This is a genomic window from Streptomyces sp. Je 1-369, from assembly GCF_026810505.1.
In the GTDB taxonomy this organism is placed as follows: Bacteria; Actinomycetota; Actinomycetes; order Streptomycetales; family Streptomycetaceae; genus Streptomyces.
Map to the genome: position 1 here is coordinate 8,008,124 of NZ_CP101750.1, position 23,763 is coordinate 8,031,886.

Annotated in this window: 17 protein-coding genes; 9 read left to right on the forward strand and 8 right to left on the reverse strand. The window is 70.3% G+C overall.

All coding sequences use genetic code 11. From position 1 onward, the window contains the following. Positions 1-38 precede the first annotated feature (38 nt). The 3 genes from NOO62_RS35545 to NOO62_RS35555 form a co-directional block, all read right to left on the reverse strand. A complete protein-coding gene (locus tag NOO62_RS35545; RefSeq protein ID WP_268774903.1) occupies positions 39-1,553 on the reverse strand; it encodes a sugar ABC transporter ATP-binding protein in 1,515 nt (504 codons plus the stop codon). Between the two features lies 1 nt (position 1,554). Further along, positions 1,555-2,658, reverse strand: coding sequence for an ABC transporter substrate-binding protein (locus tag NOO62_RS35550; protein ID WP_268774904.1), 1,104 nt, complete (start codon positions 2,656-2,658; stop codon positions 1,555-1,557). A gap of 167 nt (positions 2,659-2,825) precedes the next feature. Next, complete coding sequence (locus NOO62_RS35555) at positions 2,826-3,839, reverse strand: LacI family DNA-binding transcriptional regulator (protein WP_268774905.1); 1,014 nt, start codon at positions 3,837-3,839, stop codon at positions 2,826-2,828. Positions 3,840-4,011: 172 nt separating this feature from the next. Here NOO62_RS35555 and NOO62_RS35560 point away from each other — a divergent pair, with 172 nt between their 5' ends. Continuing rightward, complete coding sequence (locus NOO62_RS35560; protein WP_268774906.1) at positions 4,012-6,642, forward strand: PA14 domain-containing protein; 2,631 nt, start codon at positions 4,012-4,014, stop codon at positions 6,640-6,642. A gap of 94 nt (positions 6,643-6,736) precedes the next feature. Further along, positions 6,737-7,360, forward strand: coding sequence for a GyrI-like domain-containing protein (locus NOO62_RS35565; protein WP_268774907.1), 624 nt, complete (start codon positions 6,737-6,739; stop codon positions 7,358-7,360). A 1-nt stretch (position 7,361) separates the two neighbouring features. Here NOO62_RS35565 and NOO62_RS35570 read toward each other — a convergent pair whose 3' ends face one another. From NOO62_RS35570 to NOO62_RS35585, 4 genes are all read right to left on the reverse strand, one after another. Beyond that, entirely contained in the window at positions 7,362-10,217 is a 2,856-nt protein-coding gene (locus tag NOO62_RS35570; protein WP_268774908.1) for an NHLP bacteriocin export ABC transporter permease/ATPase subunit, read from the reverse strand. 1 nt (position 10,218) lies between these two features. Further along, positions 10,219-12,501 carry an NHLP family bacteriocin export ABC transporter peptidase/permease/ATPase subunit gene (locus NOO62_RS35575; RefSeq protein WP_268774909.1) on the reverse strand — a complete coding sequence of 761 codons (2,283 nt, stop codon included), beginning with the start codon at positions 12,499-12,501 and terminating at the stop codon, positions 10,219-10,221. Continuing rightward, positions 12,498-13,304 carry an HlyD family efflux transporter periplasmic adaptor subunit gene (locus tag NOO62_RS35580; RefSeq protein ID WP_268774911.1) on the reverse strand — a complete coding sequence of 269 codons (807 nt, stop codon included), beginning with the start codon at positions 13,302-13,304 and terminating at the stop codon, positions 12,498-12,500. Before NOO62_RS35580 ends, NOO62_RS35575 begins: the two co-directional genes overlap by 4 nt. Before the next feature lie 108 nt (positions 13,305-13,412). Next, entirely contained in the window at positions 13,413-13,640 is a 228-nt protein-coding gene (locus NOO62_RS35585) for a type A2 lantipeptide (RefSeq protein ID WP_150214471.1), read from the reverse strand. Positions 13,641-14,169: 529 nt separating this feature from the next. Between NOO62_RS35585 and NOO62_RS35590 the strand changes: the two genes are divergently transcribed. The 4 genes from NOO62_RS35590 (at position 14,170) to NOO62_RS35605 (ending at position 19,169) form a co-directional block, all read left to right on the forward strand. After that, positions 14,170-15,540, forward strand: coding sequence for a wax ester/triacylglycerol synthase family O-acyltransferase (locus tag NOO62_RS35590; RefSeq protein ID WP_268774912.1), 1,371 nt, complete (start codon positions 14,170-14,172; stop codon positions 15,538-15,540). Positions 15,541-15,606: 66 nt separating this feature from the next. Continuing rightward, complete coding sequence (locus NOO62_RS35595) at positions 15,607-17,103, forward strand: SDR family NAD(P)-dependent oxidoreductase (RefSeq protein WP_268774913.1); 1,497 nt, start codon at positions 15,607-15,609, stop codon at positions 17,101-17,103. 534 nt (positions 17,104-17,637) lie between these two features. After that, complete coding sequence (locus NOO62_RS35600; RefSeq protein WP_165283318.1) at positions 17,638-17,811, forward strand: hypothetical protein; 174 nt, start codon at positions 17,638-17,640, stop codon at positions 17,809-17,811. A 452-nt stretch (positions 17,812-18,263) separates the two neighbouring features. Continuing rightward, entirely contained in the window at positions 18,264-19,169 is a 906-nt protein-coding gene (locus tag NOO62_RS35605) for a nitroreductase/quinone reductase family protein (protein ID WP_268774915.1), read from the forward strand. Positions 19,170-19,176: 7 nt separating this feature from the next. Here NOO62_RS35605 and NOO62_RS35610 read toward each other — a convergent pair whose 3' ends face one another. Beyond that, on the reverse strand, positions 19,177-20,190 hold the full coding sequence (locus tag NOO62_RS35610; protein WP_268774916.1) for a LacI family DNA-binding transcriptional regulator: 1,014 nt from the start codon (positions 20,188-20,190) through the stop codon (positions 19,177-19,179). Between the two features lie 314 nt (positions 20,191-20,504). Here NOO62_RS35610 and NOO62_RS35615 point away from each other — a divergent pair, with 314 nt between their 5' ends. The 3 genes from NOO62_RS35615 (at position 20,505) to NOO62_RS35625 (ending at position 23,733) form a co-directional block, all read left to right on the forward strand. Then, positions 20,505-21,803 (forward strand): ABC transporter substrate-binding protein, encoded by a 1,299-nt coding sequence (locus NOO62_RS35615; protein WP_268774917.1) that lies wholly within the window; start codon positions 20,505-20,507, stop codon positions 21,801-21,803. 20 nt (positions 21,804-21,823) lie between these two features. Next, a complete protein-coding gene (locus NOO62_RS35620; protein ID WP_268774918.1) occupies positions 21,824-22,795 on the forward strand; it encodes a carbohydrate ABC transporter permease in 972 nt (323 codons plus the stop codon). Between the two features lie 86 nt (positions 22,796-22,881). Next, on the forward strand, positions 22,882-23,733 hold the full coding sequence (locus NOO62_RS35625) for a carbohydrate ABC transporter permease (RefSeq protein ID WP_268775933.1): 852 nt from the start codon (positions 22,882-22,884) through the stop codon (positions 23,731-23,733). The last annotated feature ends 30 nt before the right edge of the window (positions 23,734-23,763 follow it).

Here is a 23,763-nt window from a genome sequence, read left to right on the forward strand (position 1 = left end):
TGCGCTGCTGTGAGAGCCTGTCCGCCGGTCGTGGTGGGTCATGCGCCGGACTTCGCGGGGTCCGTCGCCATGGCGCGCAGCAGGTTCTCCTCCGTCACCGCGGTGCCGGTGAGTTCCGCGACGGCCGTGCCGTCCTTGAGTACGATCACCCGGTCCGAGCCCTCCAGCAGCTCCTCCATGTCCGAGGAGATGAGGAGCACGCCGAGGCCGTCCGCCGCCAACTCGTCGACGAGTGCCTGCACTTCGGCCTTGGCGCCGATGTCGATGCCGCGGGTGGGCTCGTCGAGCAGCAGGACCTTGGGGTGCATCGCGAGCCAGCGGGCGAGCAGTACCTTCTGCTGGTTGCCGCCGGAGAGCTCGCCGACCTTCTGGTGCGGGCCGGACGCCTTGATGCGCAGGCGGTCGATGAAGGTGTCGACGACGTCGTCGATGCTCCGTTCGTTGACCAGGCCGAGGCGGGAGAGGCGGGGGAGCGCGGCCAGGGCGATGTTGTCGCGGACCGAGAGGCCGGGGACGATGCCCTCCGCCTTGCGGTCCTCGGGGAGCAGGCTGATGCCGGCGCGGATGGCGGCGGGCGTGGAGCCCGTACGGATGCGGGTGCCGCCGATCGCGACCGTCCCGGAGTCGGTCGGCAGCGCCCCGGCGATGGCCTTCGCCGTCTCGCTGCGGCCCGAGCCGAGCAGCCCGCCGAGCCCCACCACCTCCCCGGGCCTGATGGTGACCGATACCCCGTGCAGCCGGTGGCGAGCGGTCAACTCCTCCGCACGCAAAACGGGTTCGGTGGTCGCCTCGTGCGCGCCCGTGAACTGGGTGAGGCCCTCTTCCCGTACGTCCTGGATCTCGCGGCCCAGCATCAGCGCGACGAGCCGCAGCCGGTCGAGCTCCGCGAGCGGGCCGGTGTGCACCACCTTGCCGTCGCGCAGCACGGTGACGGCGTCGCACACCTCGTACAGCTCGTCGAGGCGGTGGCTGACGTAGATCACCGCGATGCCGCGCTCCCGGAGCATGCGGATCACGCCGAACAGGGTCTGCACCTCGCGCGGTTCGAGGGACGACGTCGGCTCGTCCATCACGACGACACGCGCGTCGACCGAGACCGCGCGGGCCAGCGCCACCATCTGCTGTGCGCCCAGGCCGAGTTCACGCAGCGGTCGGCGCACGTCGACGCGGACGCCGAGGCCCCGCAGCGCCTCCTCGGCCTCGCGGTGCATCCGGCCGAAGTCGATGAGACCGAGGCGGCCGCGGGGCTCGCGGCCGAGGAACAGGTTGCGGGCCACGCTCATCAGGGGGACGAGGTTGACCTCCTGGTAGATGGTGGAGATGCCCGCGTGCTGCGCTTCGAGCGGGGTGGCGAAGCGCACCGGGCGGCCGTCGTACGTCACCTCGCCCGCGTCCGGCGCGTACACGCCCGTCAGGACCTTGATGAGCGTGGACTTGCCCGCGCCGTTCTCGCCGATCAGCGCGTGCACCTCGCCCGCGCGCGCGGTGAAGTCGACCCCGTCCAGGGCACGTACGCCCGGGAAGGACTTGCACAGGCCGGACACCGAGAGCATGTCAGTAGGCCTTGTTGAGGTCGGCCTTGGCGTTGTCCTTGGTGTAGGCGCTGTCCTTGATAACGATGTCTTGAGACACCTTCTCGCCCTTGGTGAACGCGTCCAGCGTCTTGAAGGCGAGCGGTCCGAAGCGGGGGTTGGACTCGATGACGCCGTCGATCCAGCCGTCGACGATGCCGCGCACCGCGCCCTTCGTCCCGTCGATCGTCACGATCTTCACGTCGCCGGCCTTCTTGCCCGCGCCCTTGAGGGCGTTCACGGCACCCAGGCCCATCTCGTCGTTCTCGGCGTAGATCCCGGTGATGTCGGGCTTGGACTGGATCAGCTGCTCGGTGACCTGCTGGCCCTTCTCCCGCGCGAACTCGCCGGTCTGCTTGAAGACGACCTTGAGGCCCGGGGCCTTCTCCGCGATCCGGTCCTGGAAGCCCTTGGTGCGCTCGGTGGTCACGTTGTTGCCCGCGGCGCCGAGCAGGACAGCGATCTTCCCCTTGCCGCCGGTCGTCTCGATCATCCGGTCCGCGGCGCGTCTGCCCTGCTCGACGAAGTCGGAGCCGATGAAGCTCACGTAGTCCTTGCAGGCCGTCGCGTTGATCTTGCGGTCGATGGTGACGATCGGGATGTGCTTGGCGCCCGCGGCGCGCAACACCGGCTCCCAGCCGTCGGAGTTGAGCGGTGCGATGACGAGCAGGTCGGCGCCCTTGGCGATCAGGTCCTGGACGTCGCTGATCTGCTTGGAGAACTGCGACTGGGCGTTGGCGGTGAGCAGCTTGACGCCGCGCTTCTCGGCCTCGGCCTTGATGGAGGCCGTCTCCGCGATACGGAACGGGTTGGCCTCCTTCTCGGACTGCGAGAAGCCGACGGTGGCGTGCTTCAGGTCCAGTTTCTCGCCGCCGTACGCGCCGATCGCGCAGGTCCTGCCACCGGCGTCGCCGTCCGACGCGACCTCCTGCCCGGCGTCGGCCTGGTCCTGCGACGCGGCACTGTCGCCGCCGGATTCGTCGTCCTCGGACTTCGCGCATCCGGCGGCGAACAGGAGACTCGCGGCGAGACCGGTGGCGACGAGGGTCCTCGCGGAGGTACGGCGGAGAAGAGTGGTCGGCTTCATCGGATCCCCAAACGGCACGGCCCCGGCACTGAGAGCGCTCACGGGAGAGACGGCACTTGCGGTCAACTCGGCGGTACGGGGAGCTTTTTACATCGTTGAAAGGACGCTGTAAACCCTCCGCGCACTCTTCGCGGGGACGCCGGGCACCCGGATCGCGCGGGCGGCGTTCAGCGTCGGCCCAGCGTGCTCTCCCGCTCCACCAGTCGGAAGTCGGCGACCAGTTCACGTCCGCCGGTCCGTTCCGGATGAGCCAGTTTGGGCAACAGCGACTCGACCGCGAGACGCGCGATGGCCTGCTTGTCCGGCGCCACCGTGGTCAGCGTGACGGCTCCGAACTGCCCTTCCGCGATGTCGTCGAAACCCACCACCGCAACGTCCCACGGCACGCGCAGGCCACGCTCGTGCAGCACCCGCATCGCGCCGATCGCCACCAGGTCGTTGTACGCGAACACCGCGTCGGGCCGCACCCCCGCGTCCAGCATCCGCGCCATGGCCTTCGCCCCGTCCCACCGGTCCCAGCCGCCGACCGGGCCCACCAGGCTCTCCGGCGCGGCGATCCCCGCCGCCGTCAGCTCCTCGCGCCAGCCCTGGAGCCGCAGGTGGGCGGGGCGGTTCGCGGAGTCCGTACGGGCGCCCAGGTAGGCGATCGAAGTGCGGCCGCGCCCGATGAGGTGACGTACCGCGGTACGGCTCGCGGCGATGTTGTCGATGGCGATGTGGTCGTAGTCCAGGTCGTAGCTCCGCTCCCCGAGCAGCACCAGCGGCACGTCGTCCTCGCGGGCCCGCAGGTCCTCCGCCTCCAGTTCCAGCGGGCTGAGGATGAGACCGTCGATCACCCGGGCCCGGAAACCCTGACTGACCAGGACCTCCTGCTCACGGTCGCCGCGGGTGTGGTCGAGCAGCACCGTGAAGTCGTGCTCGGCCGCCGCGTCGATGACGGCGCCCGCGAGCTCGGCGAAGTACGGGTTGCCCAGCTCGGGGACGGCGAGCGCGATGATCCCGGTGCGGCCCTTGCGCAGGTGACGTGCCGTCAGGTTGGGTCGGTATCCGAGCTCGTCGATGGCTTCCTGGACGCGGGCCCGCATCGCCGGGGCGACGTGCTGATACTTGTTCACCACGTTCGAGACGGTCTTGATCGAGACGCCCGCGTGCTCCGCGACGTCCTTGAGGCTAACCCGCACTGGATCTCCCTGCGTCGGTGGCCGCCCCGGCCCGCCGGGGCGTTTGTCGTGACCCTGGACAGCGCGCCGGAACGCGTGCTGTCATGCCAACTGTCGTTCCTTCCAACGTTGTACAGACTCGTTGTACCGACTGCAGCGACAAGCCGCCACCCTTCCTCACCAAGGAGGATCCGTGCGCCTCAGACGACATCCCGGACGCCCCGCACACCTGGGCCGACACCTCGCCCTGCTGCTCGCGGGCGCCCTCGGCATCGCGGGACTCACCGCGGTCCCCGCCGCGACCGCCGCCGACGACCCCGTCGAGATCCAGGGCCTCAAGGGCGAGTACTTCACCCAGTCCGCCCCGGGCGCCTTCGACTTCGACAAGCTCAAGGCCACCGGCCTCGACCCCGACATCGACTTCGGCAACCTCGAATCCCGCCTCAAGTCCACCACCGGACAGACCGACGACGTCAGCGTCCGCTGGACCGGCCGGATCGTGCCCGAGAAGACCGGCGCCACCACCTTCTCGATGATCGGCGACAACGGCTTCCGCCTCTGGGTGGACGGCAGGATCGCCATCGACCACTGGCAGGACGACTGGGACAAGGAACAGAGCTCGAAGCCCGTCGAGTTGACGGCGGGCAAGGCCTACGACATCAAGGTCGAGTACTTCGAGCACTACGGCGGTTCCAACCTCCGCCTGAAGTGGACCCCGCCGGGCGGCGAGAAGAAGGCCGTCCCGCGCACCGCGCTGCGCATCCCCGCGGACTTCGACTACGACGGCGCCGTCAACGCCACCGTCCTCAAGGACGGCCGCAGCCTGAAACTCGACTTCGCCCAGAAGCTCGCCACCCCGCCCGCAGGCCTCACCGACCACCTCGACGCCGTCATCGGCGGCGCCAAGTGGCCCCTCGGCACGGTCAGGACCGACCCCGCCGACGAGCGCAGCCTCCTCGTCGGCCTGAAGGAACCCGTAGTCGGCAACAAGGCGGGCGACGCCCCTGGTCTCGCCGACATCCGCTACGACGGAAAGGGCGGCCTGAACGGCAAGGACGGGGACGCCGTAGGCCAGTTCTGGACCAGCGGCCCCAACCACTCCGAGCATCAGCTGCGCACCAAGTGGGCCGACGACGTCACCCCGGGCAACGCCCACCGTGAGTACCCCCGGCCGCAGTTGAAGCGCAAGGACTGGCAGAACCTCAACGGCTCCTGGCAGTTCGCCGCCGCCGAAGCGGGCGAGAAGCCCCCGGTCGGCAAGAACCTCAAGGAGAAGATCCTCGTCCCCTACCCGGTGGAGTCCCAGCTCTCCGGCATCGAGCGGCACGAGGACCGCATGTGGTACCGCCGGACCTTCACCGTCCCCAAGAACTGGCGGATCGGCGACGGCAAGCGGCTCAACCTCAACTTCGGCGCCGTCGACTGGCAGTCCGAGGTGTACGTCAACGGCCGCAAGGTCACCGAACACAAGGGCGGCTACGACAAGTTCACCGCCGACGTCACCGACGCGCTGAAGCCCGGACGCACCCAGGAACTCATCGTCGGCGTCTACGACCCGACCGACGCCGACAACGGCGCGAACCCGCCCGTCGGCAAGCAGCGACTGGACCCCAGCGGCATCTGGTACACCCCGTCGTCCGGCATCTGGCAGACCGTGTGGATGGAGCCGGTGGCCGCCGACCACGCCGACTCCCTCAAGATCACCCCGGACGTCGAGAGCAAACAGGTCACCGTCGAGACGCGGGGCGTGCGCGACGGCGTGCCGGTCACGGCGGCCGCGTACGAGGGCAGGAAGAAGGTCGCCGAGCTCAGCGGACGCACCGGGAAGCCGCTCAAGCTGAAGATCGCCGACCCCCGCCTGTGGTCGCCGGACGACCCGTTCCTCTACGACCTCCAGGTACGCGTCGGCAGCGACCGCGTCACCGGCTACTTCGGCATGCGGTCCATCGCCGTGGAGAAGGTGAACGGCACCCCGCGCACCGTCCTCAACGGCAAGCCCGTCTTCCTCATGGCCACGCTCGACCAGGGCTTCTGGCCGGACGGCCTGCACACCGCACCCAGCGACGAGGCCCTCGCGTACGACCTCAGGATGCACAAGGAAATGGGCTTCAACTCGGTCCGCAAGCACATCAAGGTCGAACCCGACCGCTGGTTCTACTGGGCCGACAAGCTGGGTCTCCTCGTCTGGCAGGACATGCCGTCGATGGAGGCGGGACGCACGCCGGACACGGCCGCCCGCGCCCAGTACGAGCGCGAGATGAAGCAGATGATCGACGAGCACGCGAGCAGTCCGTCGATCGTCATGTGGGTGACCTTCAACGAGGGCTGGGGCCAGTACGACATCGGCCGCATCGCCGAGCAGGCCAAGGCCTGGGACCCGACGCGGCTGGTCAACAACATGTCGGGGCTCAACCTGGGGGCCGACGGAGGCACCGGCGACATCATGGACGAGCACGGCTACCCGAGCCCCGCCATCCCGCCGCGCCCCGACGGCAAGCGGGCCCTGGTGGTCGGCGAGTACGGCGGCCTCGGACTCGCGGTGCCCGGCCACGCCTGGTCCGTCCAGCAGAGCTACGTCGACGTGGACCCGGCGACGTACACGGACGACTACATCGCCAAACTCGGCGAAGTCCGCGCCCTCGCCTGCAAGGGAAACAACGGCGCGGTCTACACCCAGATCACCGATGTGGAAGGCGAGTTGAACGGACTGCTCACCTATGACCGCAAGGTCGTCAAGCCGGACGTGCAGCGGGTGAAGGCGGCGCACGAAGCGCTGATCCGCGACGCGTCGCGGGCCACGGTGGAGGGCTGCACGAACTCCTGAGCCCGGGGTCTCCGGCCCGCCCGCCGAGAGGGCGGGCCGGAGACCGGGGCCCGCACGGCAAGATGGGGGGGCAGACGAGAGGAATGAGGCACCCATGGCGCCGTACGACGTCAAGCGCGAGCGGAAAGAGTGCTACGCGCCCAAGAACACGGCTTGGGCGATCGTGGACGTGCCCGAGCAGCAGTTCATCGCCCTCGACGGCGCGGGAGACCCCAACACGGCGCCCGCCTACACCGAAGCGGTCGCGGCCCTCTACGCGGTCGCCTACACCCTCAAGTTCGCGGCCAAGCGCACGGCGGGCGGCGACTTCGTCGTCGCCCCGCTGGAAGGGCTGTGGTGGGCGGACACGCCCGAGGCCTTCACCAGCGGCGCCAAGGACACCTGGAGCTGGACGATGCTCATCGGCATGCCGTCCTGGATCACCAAGGAGATGATCGAGGACGCCGGACAGGCCGCTCTGGTCAAGAAGAAGCTCCCCGCGATCTCCCGGGTCCGGCACCTCACCCTTCACGAGGGCCGCAGTGCCCAAGTGCTGCACATCGGCTCCTACGACGACGAGGCGCCCGTGCTGCACGAACTCCACCACACCTACCTCGCCGCCCAGCGCCTGCGGCCCACGGGGCTGCACCACGAGATCTACCTCAGTGACCCGCGCAGGACCGCCCCCGAGAAGCTGAGGACCGTCCTGCGTCAGCCGGTCGAGAGCGTCGACCCGTAGCTCACCGCATCTGCCGCCGCACCAGTTCGTGCAGCCGCCCGCCCGTGTCGGCCAACAGCTGTGCGGGCTGGCCCTGTTGGACGACGCGGCCCTCCGACATGACGACGACGCGGTCGGCGTCCATGACCGTGGAGAGGCGGTGGGCGATCACGACGCGGGTGGCGTTCAGGGCGCGGGTGCTGTCGATGACCGTGCGCTGCGTCTCGTTGTCCAGGGCGCTCGTCGCCTCGTCGAAGAAGAGGACGCGGGGGCGGCGGATCAGGGCCTGGGCGATCATCAGGCGCTGGCGCTGTCCTCCGGAAACCGCGCCGCCGCCCGAAAGCATCGTGTGCAGGCCCATCGGCATGCGCTTGATGTCCTCGGCGAGCCCCGCCATCGCCGCGGCCTCCCACGCCTCGTCCTGCGTGAACGACTCGGCGCCGCAGATGCAGTCGAGGATCGACCCGCTGAGGGGCTGGGCGTTCTGCAGGACGACACCGCACTGGCGGCGCACCGCCGACTGGTCGAGCGCCGCCAGGTCCTGTCCGTCGTACAGCACACTGCCCGAGACCGGCTCGTCGAAGCCGATCAGCAGGCGCAGCAGCGTCGACTTGCCGCAGCCGCTCGGGCCGACGACGGCCACGAACTCGCCGGGCCGGATCGAAAGCGACACGTCGTCGAGGACGAGCGGGCCGTCGTCGGCGTAGCGGAAGGACAGACCGCGGGCCTCGATCGCGCCCTGGAGTTCGCCCGGCTGCGTACTGCCGGAGCGGACCTCCGGAGCCTCGTCGAGCACCGGCTTGATCTGCTCGAACATCGGCAGCACCGAAGCCGCCGAGATCAGCGCGCCGGTGAGCTGGGTGACGGATGTCAGGAGCATCGTCACGGCGGTGCTGAAGGTGAGGAACTCGCCCGCGGTCAGGCTGCCGCGTGCGGGGCCGGCGAGGAGCACGAACATGACGAGTGTGCAGAGCGGCAGGTAGACCGCGTTGAGGACCGTCGTGACGTTCTTGATGCGCCCGGCCCGCTGTTGCAGTTCACGGCTGCGCGCGAACTCGCCCGCCCAGGCCGCGTACGCGAAGCTCTCCGCGCCCGCCACGCGGAGCTTGGGCAGGCCGCGCAGTGTCTGGAACGCCTGGTTGTTGAGTTTGTTGCCGAGCTCCACGAGCCGTCGCTGCCAGCGCAGTTCCCACAGGCCGAGGGTGAGGAACACGGTGGCGATGACGGCCAGCATGCCGAGCGCGGCCAGGGCGAGGGGGACGCTGTAGAAGAGCAACAGGACCAGGTTCATCGCGCCGACCGAACCGGCCTGGAGCGCGACGGGGCCGATGCCCGACAGGACCCGGCGGATGGCGCTGACGCCCATCGCCGCGCTCGCCAGCTCACCGGTGGACCGTGAAGCGAAGAAACGCGTGGGAAGCCGCAACAGCCGGTCCCAGACCGCCGGTTGCAGCGTGCTCTCCATCCGCCCCTCCATCCGCAGCACGGTGAGGTTCTGGAGCAGCAGGAACGCCGCCGAGACGATGCTGGTGACCATGACGGCCAGGGACACCTGGACGATGAGGCTTTTCTCGGCGTTCGGCACGAACACACCGAGCACCTGCCCCGTCGCGACCGGCACCAGCGCCCCGATCGTCACGGTCACGAGACCGGCGAGCACGAGGTTGCGCACGTCGCCGCCGGTGCCGCGCAGGCTGAAGCGGAAGAGCCGCCCGAGCGTCAACGGCCGCTCGGGAAGCGGCGGGTAGAACATCACGCCCTGCGGTTCGAACTCGTCGGCGTTGTCCGCGTCGACACGGGTGCGCCGTCCGGACGTCGGATGCACCGACTCATAGCCGCCGCGCCGCCACAGCAGCGCGACCGGCGCGCCGCTCGCGGCTCGGTGCCCCACGAGCGGGCCCGCGTTCTCTCGCCACCAGCGCCCGTCGAGACGGACGGCGCGGGTGCGGATCCGGGAGGCCACCGCGACCTGCTCCACGGGATCGACCCGGTCGCTCACCGCCCCGCCTCGCGCGGCGTCCGACAGCGTGATGCCCGCCGCCCGTGCGACGAGGCGGCAGGCGGCGTACGTCGCGTCATGACCGCCACCGGATGCGTTACGCCGTCCACCGCGCCGCCCCGAACGCCCGATGGAGGCGATCAGCGTCCGGTCCGCCTGCTCACGGACGCTCTCGCCCGCCTTGATGCCGGCCGCGGTGCGGTCCTCGTGGGCCCGCTCCAGGTGTTCGATCCAGCGGTCGAGCGTGGCCAGGAGCCGGTGCTGCTGGTTGACCATCCGCTGCCACATGGCGGCGTCGACCAGCAGATCGCCCGCGGCCTCCGCGCTGTAGGCGGCGCCGTACTGCACGCTGCCCGGCGCGACCGGCATCCACAGGATGTCGTCGTCCGCCACCACCTCGTCGCCCATGGTCCTGCCGTCGAGCGGCGCCTCGAACAGGACCCGGTGGCCGCGTCCGATGCCGAGCGCGAAGGCGTGCTCCAGGAGGCTCAGGGCCGCGTCCTGGGTGTCGTACTGGGTCGGGTACTGCTGCTCGTACGACCAGGTGTCGCCGTAGTCCGGGCGGTACAGCTCGCGCAGCGGGACGCGGCGCAGCTCGCAGCCCTGGAGGGGACGGCCGACGAGGGTGTGCTGGGGGCCCTCGACCGGGCCGAGGAGCAGCGTGCCCGGTTCGAGTCGGCCCAGGTAGTGCCAGTGGCCCTGCTGCGCGGCGTCGACGGCGAACAGGTCGAGGGCGCCGGCCACGACGAGCCACAGCACCTGCGGTCCCTCGAGGTGCACACTGCGCAGGCCCGCGCAGTCGACCGGGGTGCCGAGTGTGCCGAAGGCGGCGGCGACCGCGTCGTGCGCATACGCGTGCTGTTCCGGTACGGAGGTCACCTCAGTGCTCCTTGACCAGGTCGGCGTAGGGGCCGCCGACGGCGACGAGATGTTCGTGGCGGCCCCGCTCCACGACCTGCCCGTGGTCGAGGACGACGATCTCGTCGCTGTCGCGCACGGTGCTCAGACGGTGCGCGATGACGACGCAGGCGCAGCCGCGGCGGCGCAGGTTGTCGATGATGACCTGCTCGGTCTCGGCGTCCAGCGCGCTGGTCACCTCGTCGAGGACGAGGATGCTGGGGCGGCGGACCAGGGCCCGTGCGATCTCCAGGCGCTGACGCTGCCCGCCGGAGAAGTTGCGGCCGTCCTGCTCCACGCGGCCGTGGATGCCGCCGGGCCTGCGGGCCACCACCTCGTACAGACAGGCGTCCCGCAAGGCGGCCACCACCGCGTCGTCGGGAAGCGAGGGGTCCCACAGGGCGATGTTGTCGCGGACCGTGCCCTCGAAGAGGAAGACGTCCTGGTCCACGAAGGACACGGACGCGGACAGCGCGCCGCGCGGGATGTCCTCCAGGCGCTGCCCGTCGATGCGGATCGTGCCCTCCCACGGGCTGTAGAGACCCGATATCAGCCGGGAGACCGTCGACTTTCCGCTGCCGGAACCGCCGACGAGCGCCACCTGCTGCCCCGGCCCGACCGTCAGCGAGAAGCCGGTCAGGAGCGGCTTGTCGAGGGGGCTGTAGCCGAAGGTGATGTTCTCCAGGGAGACGTGTCCCTTCAGGCGGCGGGTGCTGGCGGCGGGCTCGGGGCGCGAGTAGAGCGTGTCGACGGGGAAGTTCTCGACGTCCTTGAGACGGGCGACGTCGGCGGCGAAGTCCTGGATGCGGCCCGCGACGCCGTTGAGGCGGGTGATCGGCGCGGTGAACCGCGTGACGAGGGCCTGGAAGGCGACGAGCAGCCCGATCGACAGTTGCCCCTCGACGGCGCGCAGACCGCCGATCCACAGGATCAGCGCGCTGTTGAGGGTCGCCAGGGTCGGCGCGACGACACCGAGCCACGCGCTCGGCACACCGAGGCGCTGCTGCTCCTCCAGTGTGGTGGCGTGCTGGCCCGCCCACTTCCGGAAGTAGCCGTTCTCGCCGCCGGTGGCTTTCATCGTCTCGATCAACTGCAGGCCGGTGTACGAGGTGTTGGTGAGCTTGGCGCTGTCCGCGCGCAGCTTCTGCGTACCGGTGGCGCGCAGCCGGATGACGACGCGCATCGCCACGATGTTCAGCAGGGCGATGCCGACACCGACGAGGGTGAGCTGTGGATCGTACGTCCACAGCAGGGCCGCGTAGAGAAGGACGACGATGCCGTCGACCCCGGCGGCCGTGAGGTCGCGGGCCAGGGTCTCGGCGACCGCGTCGTTGGACGCGAGGCGCTGCACCAGGTCGGCGGGGGAGCGCTGGGCGTAGAACGTGACGGGCAGCCGCAGCAGGTGGCGGAAGAAGCGGGCGCTGCCGAGGGTCGAGGAGATGATGCGGCCGCGCAGCAGGTTCGCCTGTTGCAGCCAGGTCAGCACCACGGTGAGCGCCACCATCGCACCCATCGACGCGAACAGCGCGCCGAGCAACGAGGTCTGATGGCCGATCAGGAACAGATCGATGTACGTCCGGCTGAGCGCGGGCAGCGCGGCGCCGACCGCGACCAGCAGCAGGCTGGCGAGGAGCGCGGCGAGCATCGTGCCAGTGGTGCCGCGCAGCCGTGCGGGCAGCGCCTTCATGACGCCGGGCCTGCGGCCTCCCGGCCGGAAGTCGGCGCCGGGTTCGAGGACGAGGACGACACCGGTGAAGCTGGTGTCGAAGTCCTCCGACGGCACGAAGCGGCGGCCCTTGTCCGGGTCGTTGATGTACACGCCGCGGCGCCCGAGGCGGCGCCCCATGCCGTCGTACACGACGTAGTGGTTGAACTCCCAGAAGAGGATCGCGGGCGCCTTCACCTCGGCGAGCGCGGCCGGCTCCATCTGCATGCCCTTGGCCGTCAGGCCGTAACCGCGCGCCGCCTTGAGGACGTTGCTGGCCCGTGAGCCGTCGCGGGAGACGCCGCACGCGATGCGCAGCTCCTCCAGGGGCACGTGCCGTCCGTGGTGGGCGAGGACCATGGCGAGGGCGGCGGCGCCGCACTCCACGGCTTCCATCTGCAGGACGGTGGGGGTACGGACGGTCTTCGGCCGTCGGCCCTTCGACGCGGGGCGCGGTGCGGCGCGGCGGCGGCGCGGCGGCTCCTCGGGGCGGTGCCTGCGGCGGCCGCCGGGGGGCGGCAGCTGCTGCTGGTGGGCGGGGGAGGGGTGGGGAGCGGTCACGGAAGCAGCCAATCGATCGGGCGCTGCTCGGCGAGGTGGAAGGCGCCGGTGGCCGGGGTCATGGAGTCGAGCGCGAAGGGCGGCCCGTCCGCGGTGGACCACGCGTAGCCGGACTTGGTCGCAGAGGAGGGGTCGAGCCGGACGAGGACGGCCACGGGAGGCCCGTCCTTCGTGAACTGCCCGGCCAGGTCGCGGTCGCCGAGGAAGCCGGTGATCTTCTGGCGGCTCTGCGCGGCCCGGCCGACCGCTTCCACTCGGCCGCGCAGCGTCCCGTACCGCTCCGTGGGCACGGACTGGACGGTGAGGTCGACCGGGGCGCCGACGGGAACGGTGGCCGCGCTGTCGGCGGGTACGTAGAACATCGCGGTCAGCGGGGCGTCGGTGCCCGCCACGCGTTCCAGGGTCGCCACGTCGGCGCCGGTGGTGACGACGGTGCCGATCCTGGCGACGAGTGCCGTCACGCGGCCCGCGGCGATCGCGCGCACGACCTTGTCGCCCCGCTCGGTGCGGACCTCGAGTACGGGGGCGCCCGCGGCGAGGCGCTTGCCCTCCTCGGCCAGGACGCGGGTCACCTGACCGGTGACGGGGCTCTGCAGGACGTAACTGCCCTGGCCGTGGGTGAGGATGCCCGGTGCGCGGAGCGTCGAGGAGAGGGAGCCGGTGACGGCCCAGACGCCCGACGCGGCCATGACGACGAGGGTGACGGCGAGGACGAGGAGGCCCTGGGGGCGGGCGTAGCGCACCGGCAGGTCGAGTTCCTCGGGCGACTGCAGTTTGGACAGGGCCTGTTGGCGGAACTGCACGGAACGTTTCCCTTACTGTGCCTTGGCCATCGCGCCGATGCGTCCGAGAGCCCCGGAACCTGAGGTTCCGGGGCTCCCGCAGCACGGCGTGTCTATGAGCGGAAAGGCTCAGAGACCGGCGGTCAGGCCGTCGGCCAGGCCGGTGACGGCGCCGGTGTTCAGGCCGGTGGCACCCTCGACCGTGCCGACGACGCCGCCGACGACGCCCGAGACGGGGGCGATGGAGTCAACGGTGCTGGTGACGTTGGACGCGACACCGGCGACGAGGCCACCGGAGACGTTGTCGAGGTCGGCGTCGGAAATCTCGAGGGTCTCGACCTGGGGGACGTTGTTCATGATGTGAGCTGCCCTTCTCAATGAATGTGCATAGGTTTTACCCACGCCGTGGAACCTGGGGATTCGAATTCCGCGGCGAGCCAGGATCAAAGCACGTTCGCAGCTCGTACATCCAATCGACGGAACGGCGGCCGAGCGCGGTTGTGGCGGCGTATCACCGCTGCGTGCAGGCGGGTTCACCGCGTCGCGGCAGCTCCTTCACAAGATTCACAGACGGGAATCAAGGATGCGGAGCGACTCCTTCCAACAAATCGGACACTTTCCCGCGGAGGTGCGGCTCGTGTGGCCGATGCATGGAAATTCACGGGGGGTCGGGCCCGAATTCCGTGACTGGCGTGCGATTTCGATGTGCAGGTTATTTGAAGGCGTGCTCAATCGTGACCGAAGGGGACACCGAGGGGCAGGACCGGCCTTAACGCACCGTTAACTCAGCGTAGCTTGATCGTACTTGACCGTAGTCGACCGGAAGGGTTGACTTCTCGTTCGTCATCCCCCGCATCGTCTTCGTCCTCGACGCGAGAGCGAGTCCGTGACTTCTACGTCTGCTCAGAGCTCCGACCTGCTCGTCCCTCTCGACCTGGCCTTCTGGAACATCGAGACCTCCGAACACCCCATGCATCTGGGCGCCCTCGGGGTCTTCGAGGCCGACGGACCCGATGCCGCGGACCGCGCCGCGGGGCTGCTCGCGACCCGCGCGGCGACCGTGCCGGGACTGCGCATGCGGATACGTTCCGTCTGGCTGCCCGTCGGCGGCGCCATGCGCGTACCGATGCCCGCCTTCGACCCCCTGGAGCACATACGGCTCGCCGCCCCCGTGGCGGACTTCCACGCCGCGGCAGGCGAGTTGATGCAGCGTCCGGTGGCGCGCGACCGGCCGCCGTGGGAGGCGCACGTCCTGCCGGGCGCCGACGGCACGTCCTTCGCGGTCCTCTTCAAGTTCCACCACGCGCTCGCCGACGGCCTGCGCGCCCTCACGCTCGGCGCCGCCCTCCTCGACCCCGTCGACCTGCCCGCGTCCCGGCCGCGCCCCCCGGCCCCCGCCACCTCCCCCTGGTCGGCCCTCGACCCCCGCACCCTCCCCGGCCGCGTCCGCGGCACCGTCGCGGAAGTGGGCCAGGCCCTCGGCATCGGCACCTCCGTGGCCCGCGCCGCACTCGACGTACGCTCCTGCGCCGCGCTCTCCGCGGCCGCCACCGGCACCCGCCGCACCGCAGGAGTCGTCCTCGACCTGGACGACGTGCACCAGGTCCGCAAGGCAGTGGGCGGCACTGTCAACGACGTCTTGATCGCCGTCGTCGCCGGTGCCCTGCGCCGCTGGCTCGACGAGCGCGGCGACTGCAGCGAGGGAGTCGAACCACGCGCCCTCATCCCGGTCTCCCGCCGCCGCCCCCGCACCGCGCAGCCCCCGGGCAACCGCCTCTCCGGCTACCTGGTCCGCCTCCCCGTCGGCTGCGAGGACCCGCTCGACAGGCTGCGCGGGGTACGTACCGCCATGGACCGCAACAAGGACACCGGCCCCGAGCGGGGCGCCGGAGCCGTGGCGCTCCTCGCCGAGCACGTGCCCTCGCTCGGGCACCGGATCGGCGGCCCCGTCGTCGCCCAGGCCGCCCGGCTGCTCTTCGACATCCTCGTCACCAGCGTTCCGCTGCCCGGCGTGGGACTGCGGCTCGGCGGCTGCCGCCTCACCGAGGTCTATCCGTTCGCGCCCCTCGCCCGGGGCCAGTCCCTCGCCGTCGCCGTCTCCACCTACCGGGGGCGCGTGCACTACGGGCTGGTCGCGGACGCCGCCGCCGTACCCGACCTGGAGCTCCTCGCGCAGAGCCTGCGGGACGAGCTCGCGGGACTCGTGGCGGTCTGTGCGCGGGAAGCGGGTTTGGTTCCCGGGCCCACCGCTACGTAAACTTCCGCTTTTGGAGTTCCGCGGACGACCGGACGCACCGTGGCACGGACAACGAGGGCAGCGGCGATGACGGTGACAGACGAAAGCCAGGAGGGGCGCGCCGACTACACGGCGTACGGCCCCGGCATCGACCCGGACCGCCTCGCCGTCTGCCTCGGCGTGCTCGACGAGCTGGACAAACTCGACGTCGACCACCCGGACGCGATCGCCGTGCGCCGCGCCACGGCCGGGATCTACCGGACGGTGAAGCAGCGCCGCCGCCAGGAGCGCCGCGCCGCCAAGACCGCCCACGACAAGGCCGTCACCGAGGCCACCGCCACCGGCTCCGCGCAGCGCATCGACGACGAGACCGAGGGCCTGCTGCCCCAGTCGCAGACGGAGGAGGGCAGGATCGCGGGGATACTCCAGCGCCCGCGCTCCTGCTACACCTGCAAGACCCGGTACGTGGAAGTCGACTACTTCTACCACCAGCTCTGTCCCGACTGCGCCGCCCTGAACCGCACCAAGCGCGACGCCCGCACCGACCTCACCGGCAAGCGCGCCCTGCTCACCGGCGGCCGCGCCAAGATCGGCATGTACATCGCGCTCCGCCTCCTGCGCGACGGCGCCCACACGACGATCACCACCCGGTTCCCCAAGGACGCCATCCGCCGCTTCAAGGCGATGGACGACTCGGCGGACTGGCTCCACCGCCTGGAGGTCGTCGGCATCGACCTGCGCGACCCGGCCCAGTCCGTGGCCCTCGCCGAGCAGGTCAGCGCCGCGGGCCCGCTCGACATCCTGATCAACAACGCCACGCAGACCGTGCGCCGCCTGCCCTCCGCCTACGCCGCGCTGGTCGACGGCGAGAGCGCGCCGCTGCCCGCCGGGGAGCTGCCCGCCCACTCCGTCATCGGCGCATTCAACTCCGGCGCGGTCGACGGCCTCGCCGCGCTGCCCGTCGGCACGAGCGGCCTGGACGCGCAGAAGGTGGCCGACCTCGCCCTCGTCGCGGGCAACGCCAGCGTCGCCCGGCACCTCGACGGCACCGCCATCGACGCGGGCGGCCTCGTCCCTGACGTCGTCGACAGCAACACGTGGGTGCAGACCATCGAGCAGATCTCCCCCGTGGAGCTCCTCGAGACCCAGCTGTGCAACTACACGTCGCCGTTCATCCTCATCAGCGCGCTGCGCCCGGCCATGGCCGACGCCGCGAAGAAGGCGCGGAGCGGCCGGGCCCACATCGTCAACGTCTCGGCGATGGAGGGCGTCTTCGGCCGCGGCTACAAGGGTGCGGGGCACCCCAACACCAACGCGGCGAAGGCCGCGATGAACATGGTGACGCGCACCAGCGCCCAGGAGATGTTCCAGACCGACGGCATCCTCATGACCTCGGTGGACACCGGCTGGATCACCGACGAGCGCCCGCACTACGACAAGCTGCGCCTCGCCGAGGAGGGCTTCCACGCCCCGCTCGACCTGATCGACGGCGCTGCACGCGTCTACGACCCGGTGGTGCGCGGCGAGGCGGGCGACGACGTGTACGGCGTCTTCCTGAAGGACTACGAGCCGGGCAAGTGGTAGCCGACTAGGACCGTGCTGGTCGGCTGAGACCCCTGTCTCAGCATTCGGATGGTCGACGAAAGTTTCCGGGCAGCCGGTCCGGACCGCCTCGCACGGGGCGCTCCGGACCGGCTGCCCCTTTTTTCGCCAGTCGTGACCGGGCGTGTGCTCGCGGTCACCGGTTGACCGCGCGGCACCCCAACACCCGCCGCTGTCACGGTTGGTGGCGGAGTTGCGCCGGTACGTGTCCGCCGCCGCCGGGGCGCTGTCGGCCGCGGGTCCCGTTCGGTTCCTGGGGCGCCCTGACCCCCGGCGTCTCACGCGGCCGCTTCCTGCGGCGTTGTCCGGATTCCACCCCGACTCAGGTCCCCATCGAGCGAGGCGGCGCTCATTTGGTTAATGTAGTGCGAACGGGCGGCCACGAGAGATCCACAAACGTCCCTCGGCCGCTCCGGGGACAGGCCGGCAACCACGGCCGCGGTCCCGCCAGAGAACGGCGCCACCGCGACCGAACTGCCCCTAGTCCTTCCGTTACGCGACACAAAGGAGTGCGCGGTGACACCAGATCTGACGAAGCACGAAAAGCGACCGGCGGAACGCGGCGGCGAGCGGGCCGGACGGCCCCACAAGCTCCGCAACCTGGAGGCGTGGGCCAAGGCGGCCCCCATCCGTCTGGCCGGCTACGAGGACGACCTCGCCGAGCCGCACATCCTCCCCGGTATCGACTGAGTCGCAACCGGCCCGGTACCGCACCGGCCCGCTTCGCCACGTGCCCCCTGTCCTTGACGACCGGGGGCACAGGTGTGTCCGGCCCCGTCATCGCTTGATCCGCGAGGTACTCCTGCCACTGGCGGGCATCGAGGTGGGCCAGGCGCGACTGGTGAGACCCGCGTTGACACGTGGGGGAGCGGGTGACTGTAATGGTGCTCGTGCCGCGTGGCGCCGACCAAAGAGCAGTGGGCAGGTCGGTGACCGGGCGAGCACCTTCGCTCAAGGACGACGCCGATGACTACGTCATGAGTTCTTGCTCCCAGGCCATCGCCTGACCCGCGCGCTTTTGCGCGTCCTCCGGCCACGCCTCACGCGTGGCCGTGACTCCCCCTCATCCACGCCGTGGTGAACGCGGTCGGCCGACGCTGCCGACGCGGTCCCGCGCACCCGTACGGAGATGCGACACCGTCATGCCCACACCCTTCAACCAGTCCGTCGTCGACGAGTTCCGAGCGAACGGCGGAAAGGTCGGCGGCCCCTTCGAGGGCGGCGACCTCCTCCTGCTCACCACCACCGGCGCACGGTCCGGCAAGCAGCACACGACCCCGCTCGGCTACGTCCGCGACGGCGGCCTGCTCCTGGTCATCGGGTCGAACCTCGGCGGCCCGCGCCACCCCGACTGGTACCACAACGTCCTCGCCCACCCCACGGTGAACGTCGAGCTCGGCACCGAGGCGTTCGAGGCCGTCGCCGTTCCCGCCGAAGGGGAGCGGCGCGAGCGGCTCTTCGAGCGGATCGTGGCCGCCGACCCCGGCTACGGCGAGTACCAGGCGCGGACGGACCGGGTCCTGCCCGTGGTCGTCCTGGAACGGCCACCGCACGAGGCGGACATCCCGGAGGACGCCTCCAACTTCGCCGAGAAGATGGTTCAGGTGCACCTCTGGCTGCGTGGTCAGCTGCGCCACGTACGCGACGAGACCGACGCGTACTTCGCGGCGCTCGCCGCGCACCGGGGGCCGGGCGCCCCGCCGTCACCCGGCCTCGGGCTGCAGATCCGCCAGCACTGCCTGGCGTTCTGCGACGCCCTGGAGTTCCACCACCGTGGTGAGGACGCGCACCTCTTCCCGACCATGGTGGGGTATCACCCCGAGCTGCGCGACACCTTCGACCGGCTCGCCGGGGAACACCGGAAGATCGCCCGTCTCCAGGGCGAACTCGCCGCGCTCCTCGCGGACGTCAACGGCGCGGACCCCGTAGGGTTCCGTGCCGAACTCGCCCGCATGGCGGAGGAGCTGACGGCCCACCTCGACCACGAGGAGGAGTCGCTACTTCCGATTCTCGCCGGGCTCCCATGGCCTCCCGGGCCGCCCGCCTGACGCCGGGTCACGCCCTGGCCCGCCCCGTGCTCTCGCGTTCGATGAGTCGCGGCAGCGGGACCTGGACCGTCGCCGCGGGACCGTCGTCCAACAGGGCGAGGAGCTCGCGGGCGGCGGTCCTGCCGAAGGACACCGTGTCCCGCGAGAGGGCCGTCAGCCACGGGTGCACCATGCGGCACAGCGCCGAGTCCTCCCAGGCGACCACCGACACGTCGTCAGGGACCGTGAAGCCGAGGGAGGACGCCGCGGCGACCCCGGCGACGGCCATCACGTCGTTGTCGTAGACCAGCGCCGTCGGGGGTTCCGCCGACTCCAGGACCCGCCGGGTCGCGGCGGCGCCCTCGGTGTCGGAGTAGTCCGTCGTCACCGAGCGGACCCCCGACAGGCCGCGGCCCGCCGCCTCGACGCGCAGCGTGCGGATGCGGCGCTCGGTGTGCGCGAGCCCTTCGAGGCCCGCGATGTGCACGATGCGGCGGTGCCCGAGCGCATGCAGATGGCCCACGACCGAGGCCATCGCGCCCGCGTCGTCAGCCCACACCGTGGACAGGCCCGGATGGCCCGCCTCCGGATCGGGCACGCCGCCCGTCACCACCGCGGGCAGCCCCAGCTCGTCAAGGAGCGCGGGCCGCGGGTCGTCCGTGCGCGGGTCCACCACGAGGACGCCGTCGACCCGGTGCTCCGCCCACCAGCGGCGATAGACCGCGCACTCGGCGTCCACGTCCTCCACGACCTGGAAGAGCAGCCCCAAGTGCCGCTCCGCGAGGACCTCCTGGACCCCGGAGATCAGCTGCAGGAAGAACGAGTCGACGCCCAGCGTCGCCGCGGGCCGCGCCACCACCAGGCCCACCGTCGCCGAGCCCTCGCCGGACAGGGCGCGCGCCGCCGTGCTGGGCCGCCAGCCCAGCTGCTCGGCGACCCTGCGCACCCGGTCACGGGTGATGTCGGAGACGCCGGGCCGGTCGTTGAGCGCGAAGGAGACGGCGCTCTCGGAGACCCCGGCGCGGCGCGCGATGTCCTTCATGGTCGGCCGGCGCGCCGGTGACCGCTTGCCTTGCACCCGTTGCCCCTTTCCTGGCTCCCGGATACTAATGCGCTTGAGCGCTCAGACTCTAAAGCGCATTAGTCATCAGCCGCAAGACTTCCAACACACCCTTCTGACCTGGTGAGTTGTGCGATCGATCGGCCGATCCTCGATTTCTGTTCCCCGAATTTCCCCGAATCCATTGACTTTGCGCCACCGTTCCGTGCAGGGTCTGCCTCGGCGTGGATTGCCCGGTTCGGACGGTCGCAGTCACCGCCGTCTCACGCTGGGCCGAGCAAAGGAGCCGTTTCACCGTGCGTATCTCCCGTAACCCCCGCAGAGCGGTCGCCGCAGGCGCCGTCCTCGCCGTCCTGCTGCCGTTGAGCGCCTGTGGTGACGGAGACGACGGCGGAGGTTCGACCGACGCGTCGGGGAAGGTCGAGGGTGAGATCACCTTCCAGACCTGGAACCTGAAGGCGAACTTCAAGTCGTACTTCGAGGGCGTCGTGGACGGCTTCGAGAAGAAGTACCCGGACGCGAAGGTCCGGTGGATCGACCAGCCCGGCGAGGGCTACGCCGACAAGATCAGCGCCGACGCGGCCGCGGGCACCCTGCCCGACGTCGTCAACGTCTCGCCCGACCTCGTCGCCCCGCTCGCCAAGGCCGGCCTCGCCCTCGACCTCGACAAGTCGGCGTCGAAGTACGAGAAGGAGTACCTCCCCGGAGCCTGGAAGAGCCACCAGATACCGGGCATGGACGGCACGTACGCCTTCCCCTGGTACCTCAACACCGGCCCCCTCTTCTACAACAAGCGCCTCTTCAAGGACGCGGGCCTCGACGAGAACAAGCCCCCGACGACGTACGACGAGCTCTTCGACGACGCCCAGGAGCTGGCGGACAAGAGCGACGGCAAGGTGGCCACGCTCGCCAACGTCCCCACGATCGAGGACTTCGGGCGCTACGGCGTCCCGCTGATGAACAAGGAAGGCACCGGCTTCACCTTCAACGACGCCAAGGGCGTCGAACTCCTCACCAAGTACAAGAAGCTGTACGACGCGAAGGCCCTCGACGGGCAGGCGCTGACCGCGACACCCGAGTCCACCGGCAAGAAGTTCCTCACCGAGGCCGTCGCCATGAACCCCGGCAGCGCCCTCGACCTGGAGAAGTTCAAGAAGGAAGCGCCGCGGCTGTACGAGAACATCGGCATCACGCCGCAGATCAGCAGCACCGGCAAGGACAACATGTACGTCATGGGCGTCATGGTGAACACCAAGACGAAGCAGACGCCCGCCGCCGTCGCCTTCGCGCACTACGTCACCGACGCCCAGCGCCAGATGGAGTTCGCCAAGAAGGTCGCGATCTTCCCGAGCACCGAGGGGTCCCTCGACGACCCGTACTTCACCAAGCAGGACGGCAAGGACGAGACGCGCGTCCGTGTCGCCGCCGCCAAGTCCATCAAGACCGCGGTGAACTACACCCCCGTGCTCTTCAGCGAGCAGATGAAGGTCGAGCTGCGCAACTCCGTCGCCAGGGCGCTGCAAGGCAAGCAGAGCCCCAAGGAAGCACTTGACAACGCTGTCAAGAACTGCGACCGGCTGCTGCAGCAGAGCTGAGACCAGGAACCGGTACCGCCATGAAGAGCACCACCGCCTCCCAGGCCGCCCCCACCGACCTCGCCACCGCGGGCGCCGCACGCAAGGAGCCGCGCCCCCACGGGCGCGGCCCCCGCCGCGGCATCCGCCGCCAACTGCCCACCAGTCCCTGGCTGTTCGCGGCGCCCGGCCTCGCGATCGTCGGCATCTTCATCCTCTATCCGTTCCTCAGCACCCTGAACAACGCGTTCACCGACAAGCGGACCCTCATCGAGGGCGACTACGTCGGCTTCGCCAACTTCCAGGAGCTGTGGCACGACGAGATGTTCTGGATCGGCCTGCGCAACAGCACGCTGTACGTCCTCGGGGTCGTGCCCGCGCTCGTCATCCTGCCGCTGCTGCTCGCCCTGCTCGTCCAGAAGCACATCCCCGGCATCACGTTCTTCCGCTCCGCCTTCTACACCCCGGTGGTCGCATCCATCGTCGTGGTCGGCCTGATCTGGGTGTGGATGCTCGACGAACGGGGCCTGGTCAACGCCCTGCTGGAGGCGGTGGGCGTCGGCAAGGCCGGCTTCCTCAGCGACCAGTGGCTCCTCCTCCTGAGCGCCATGACGGTCACGGTCTGGAAGGGCCTCGGCTACTACATGATCATTTATCTCGCGGCGCTCGCCAACGTGCCCCGCGAGCTCCACGAGGCCGCGGCCGTCGACGGAGCGGGTGCCGTACGCCGCTTCTTCAGCGTCACCGTCCCCGCCGTGCGCTCCACCATGGTGCTCGTCGCCGCCCTCTCCTCGGTCGCCGCGTTCAAGGTGTTCTCCGAGGTCTACCTGATGGCGGGGCCCACCGGCGGCCCCGCGGGCGAGGACACCACCCTCGTCATGCTCGTCCAGCGCGTCGGCACCGGCCTGACCGGGCGCGTCGGCTACGCCTCGGCCATCTCCGTCGTCGTCTTCGTCGTCACCGTCGCGCTCATGCTGCTCGTCCTGCGGGCGGACCGGAAGGAGGACGCGTGACCACCATCGACGGCGGTGCGCGCCACGAGACCCGTACCGACAAGTCCCGTAAGGCCCGCAAGGCTCGCAAGTCGAAGCCGCGCCGTATGCGGATCACCGACGAGAACGGCCGCAGGATGCCCGTCTGGGAGATCGTCCTGCGCTACCTCCTCCTCATCGCGGTCCTCGCGCTGATGATCGGCCCGTTCCTGTGGCAGCTGTCCACCGCACTCAAGGGCCCGCACGAGAACATCTTCAGCTCGCCGCCGAAGTTCCTGCCCGCCGACCCGACCCTGCACAACTTCGAACGCGTCGCCGACACCATCCCCGTCTGGGACTACGCGCTCAACTCGCTCAAGGTGGCCGCCGCCAACGTCGTCACCAACTGCGTCGGCGCCGCCCTCGCCGGGTACGCCCTGGCACGCCTGCGCTACCGCGGCCGCAAGGCGGCCACGATCGTCTTCATCCTGGCCATGCTGGTGCCCGTCGAAGGCATCATCATCGCCCAGTTCACCACCATGCGTGAGCTCGGTCTGAACAACACCCTCATCGGTGTGCTGCTGCCCGGCTGCGTCTCCGCACTCAACGTCCTGCTGATGCGCAACGCCTTCCTCAACGTGCCGTACGAGATCGAGGAAGCGGCTTTTGTCGACGGCGCGAACGTGTGGCAGCGGTTCCTGCGCATCGCGCTGCCCGCCGTCAAGGGCACCCTCGCCGTCGTCGCGATCTTCGCTTTCATGGGGGCCTGGGACGACTTCCTGTGGCCGCTGATCGTACTCAGCGACCCGGACCGGTTCACCCTCACCATCGGCCTCAACTACCTGCACGGCACGTTCGCCAACGACGAGCGCCTCGTCGCCGCGGGCACCGTCATCGCCGTACTCCCGCTGATCATCCTCTTCGCCTGTCTGCAGCGGTACTTCTTCCGCGGCGTGGGCGAGGGCGCGGTCAAGGGCTGAGGCCCCGCCCCACGATCCGCCGCGCCCCCC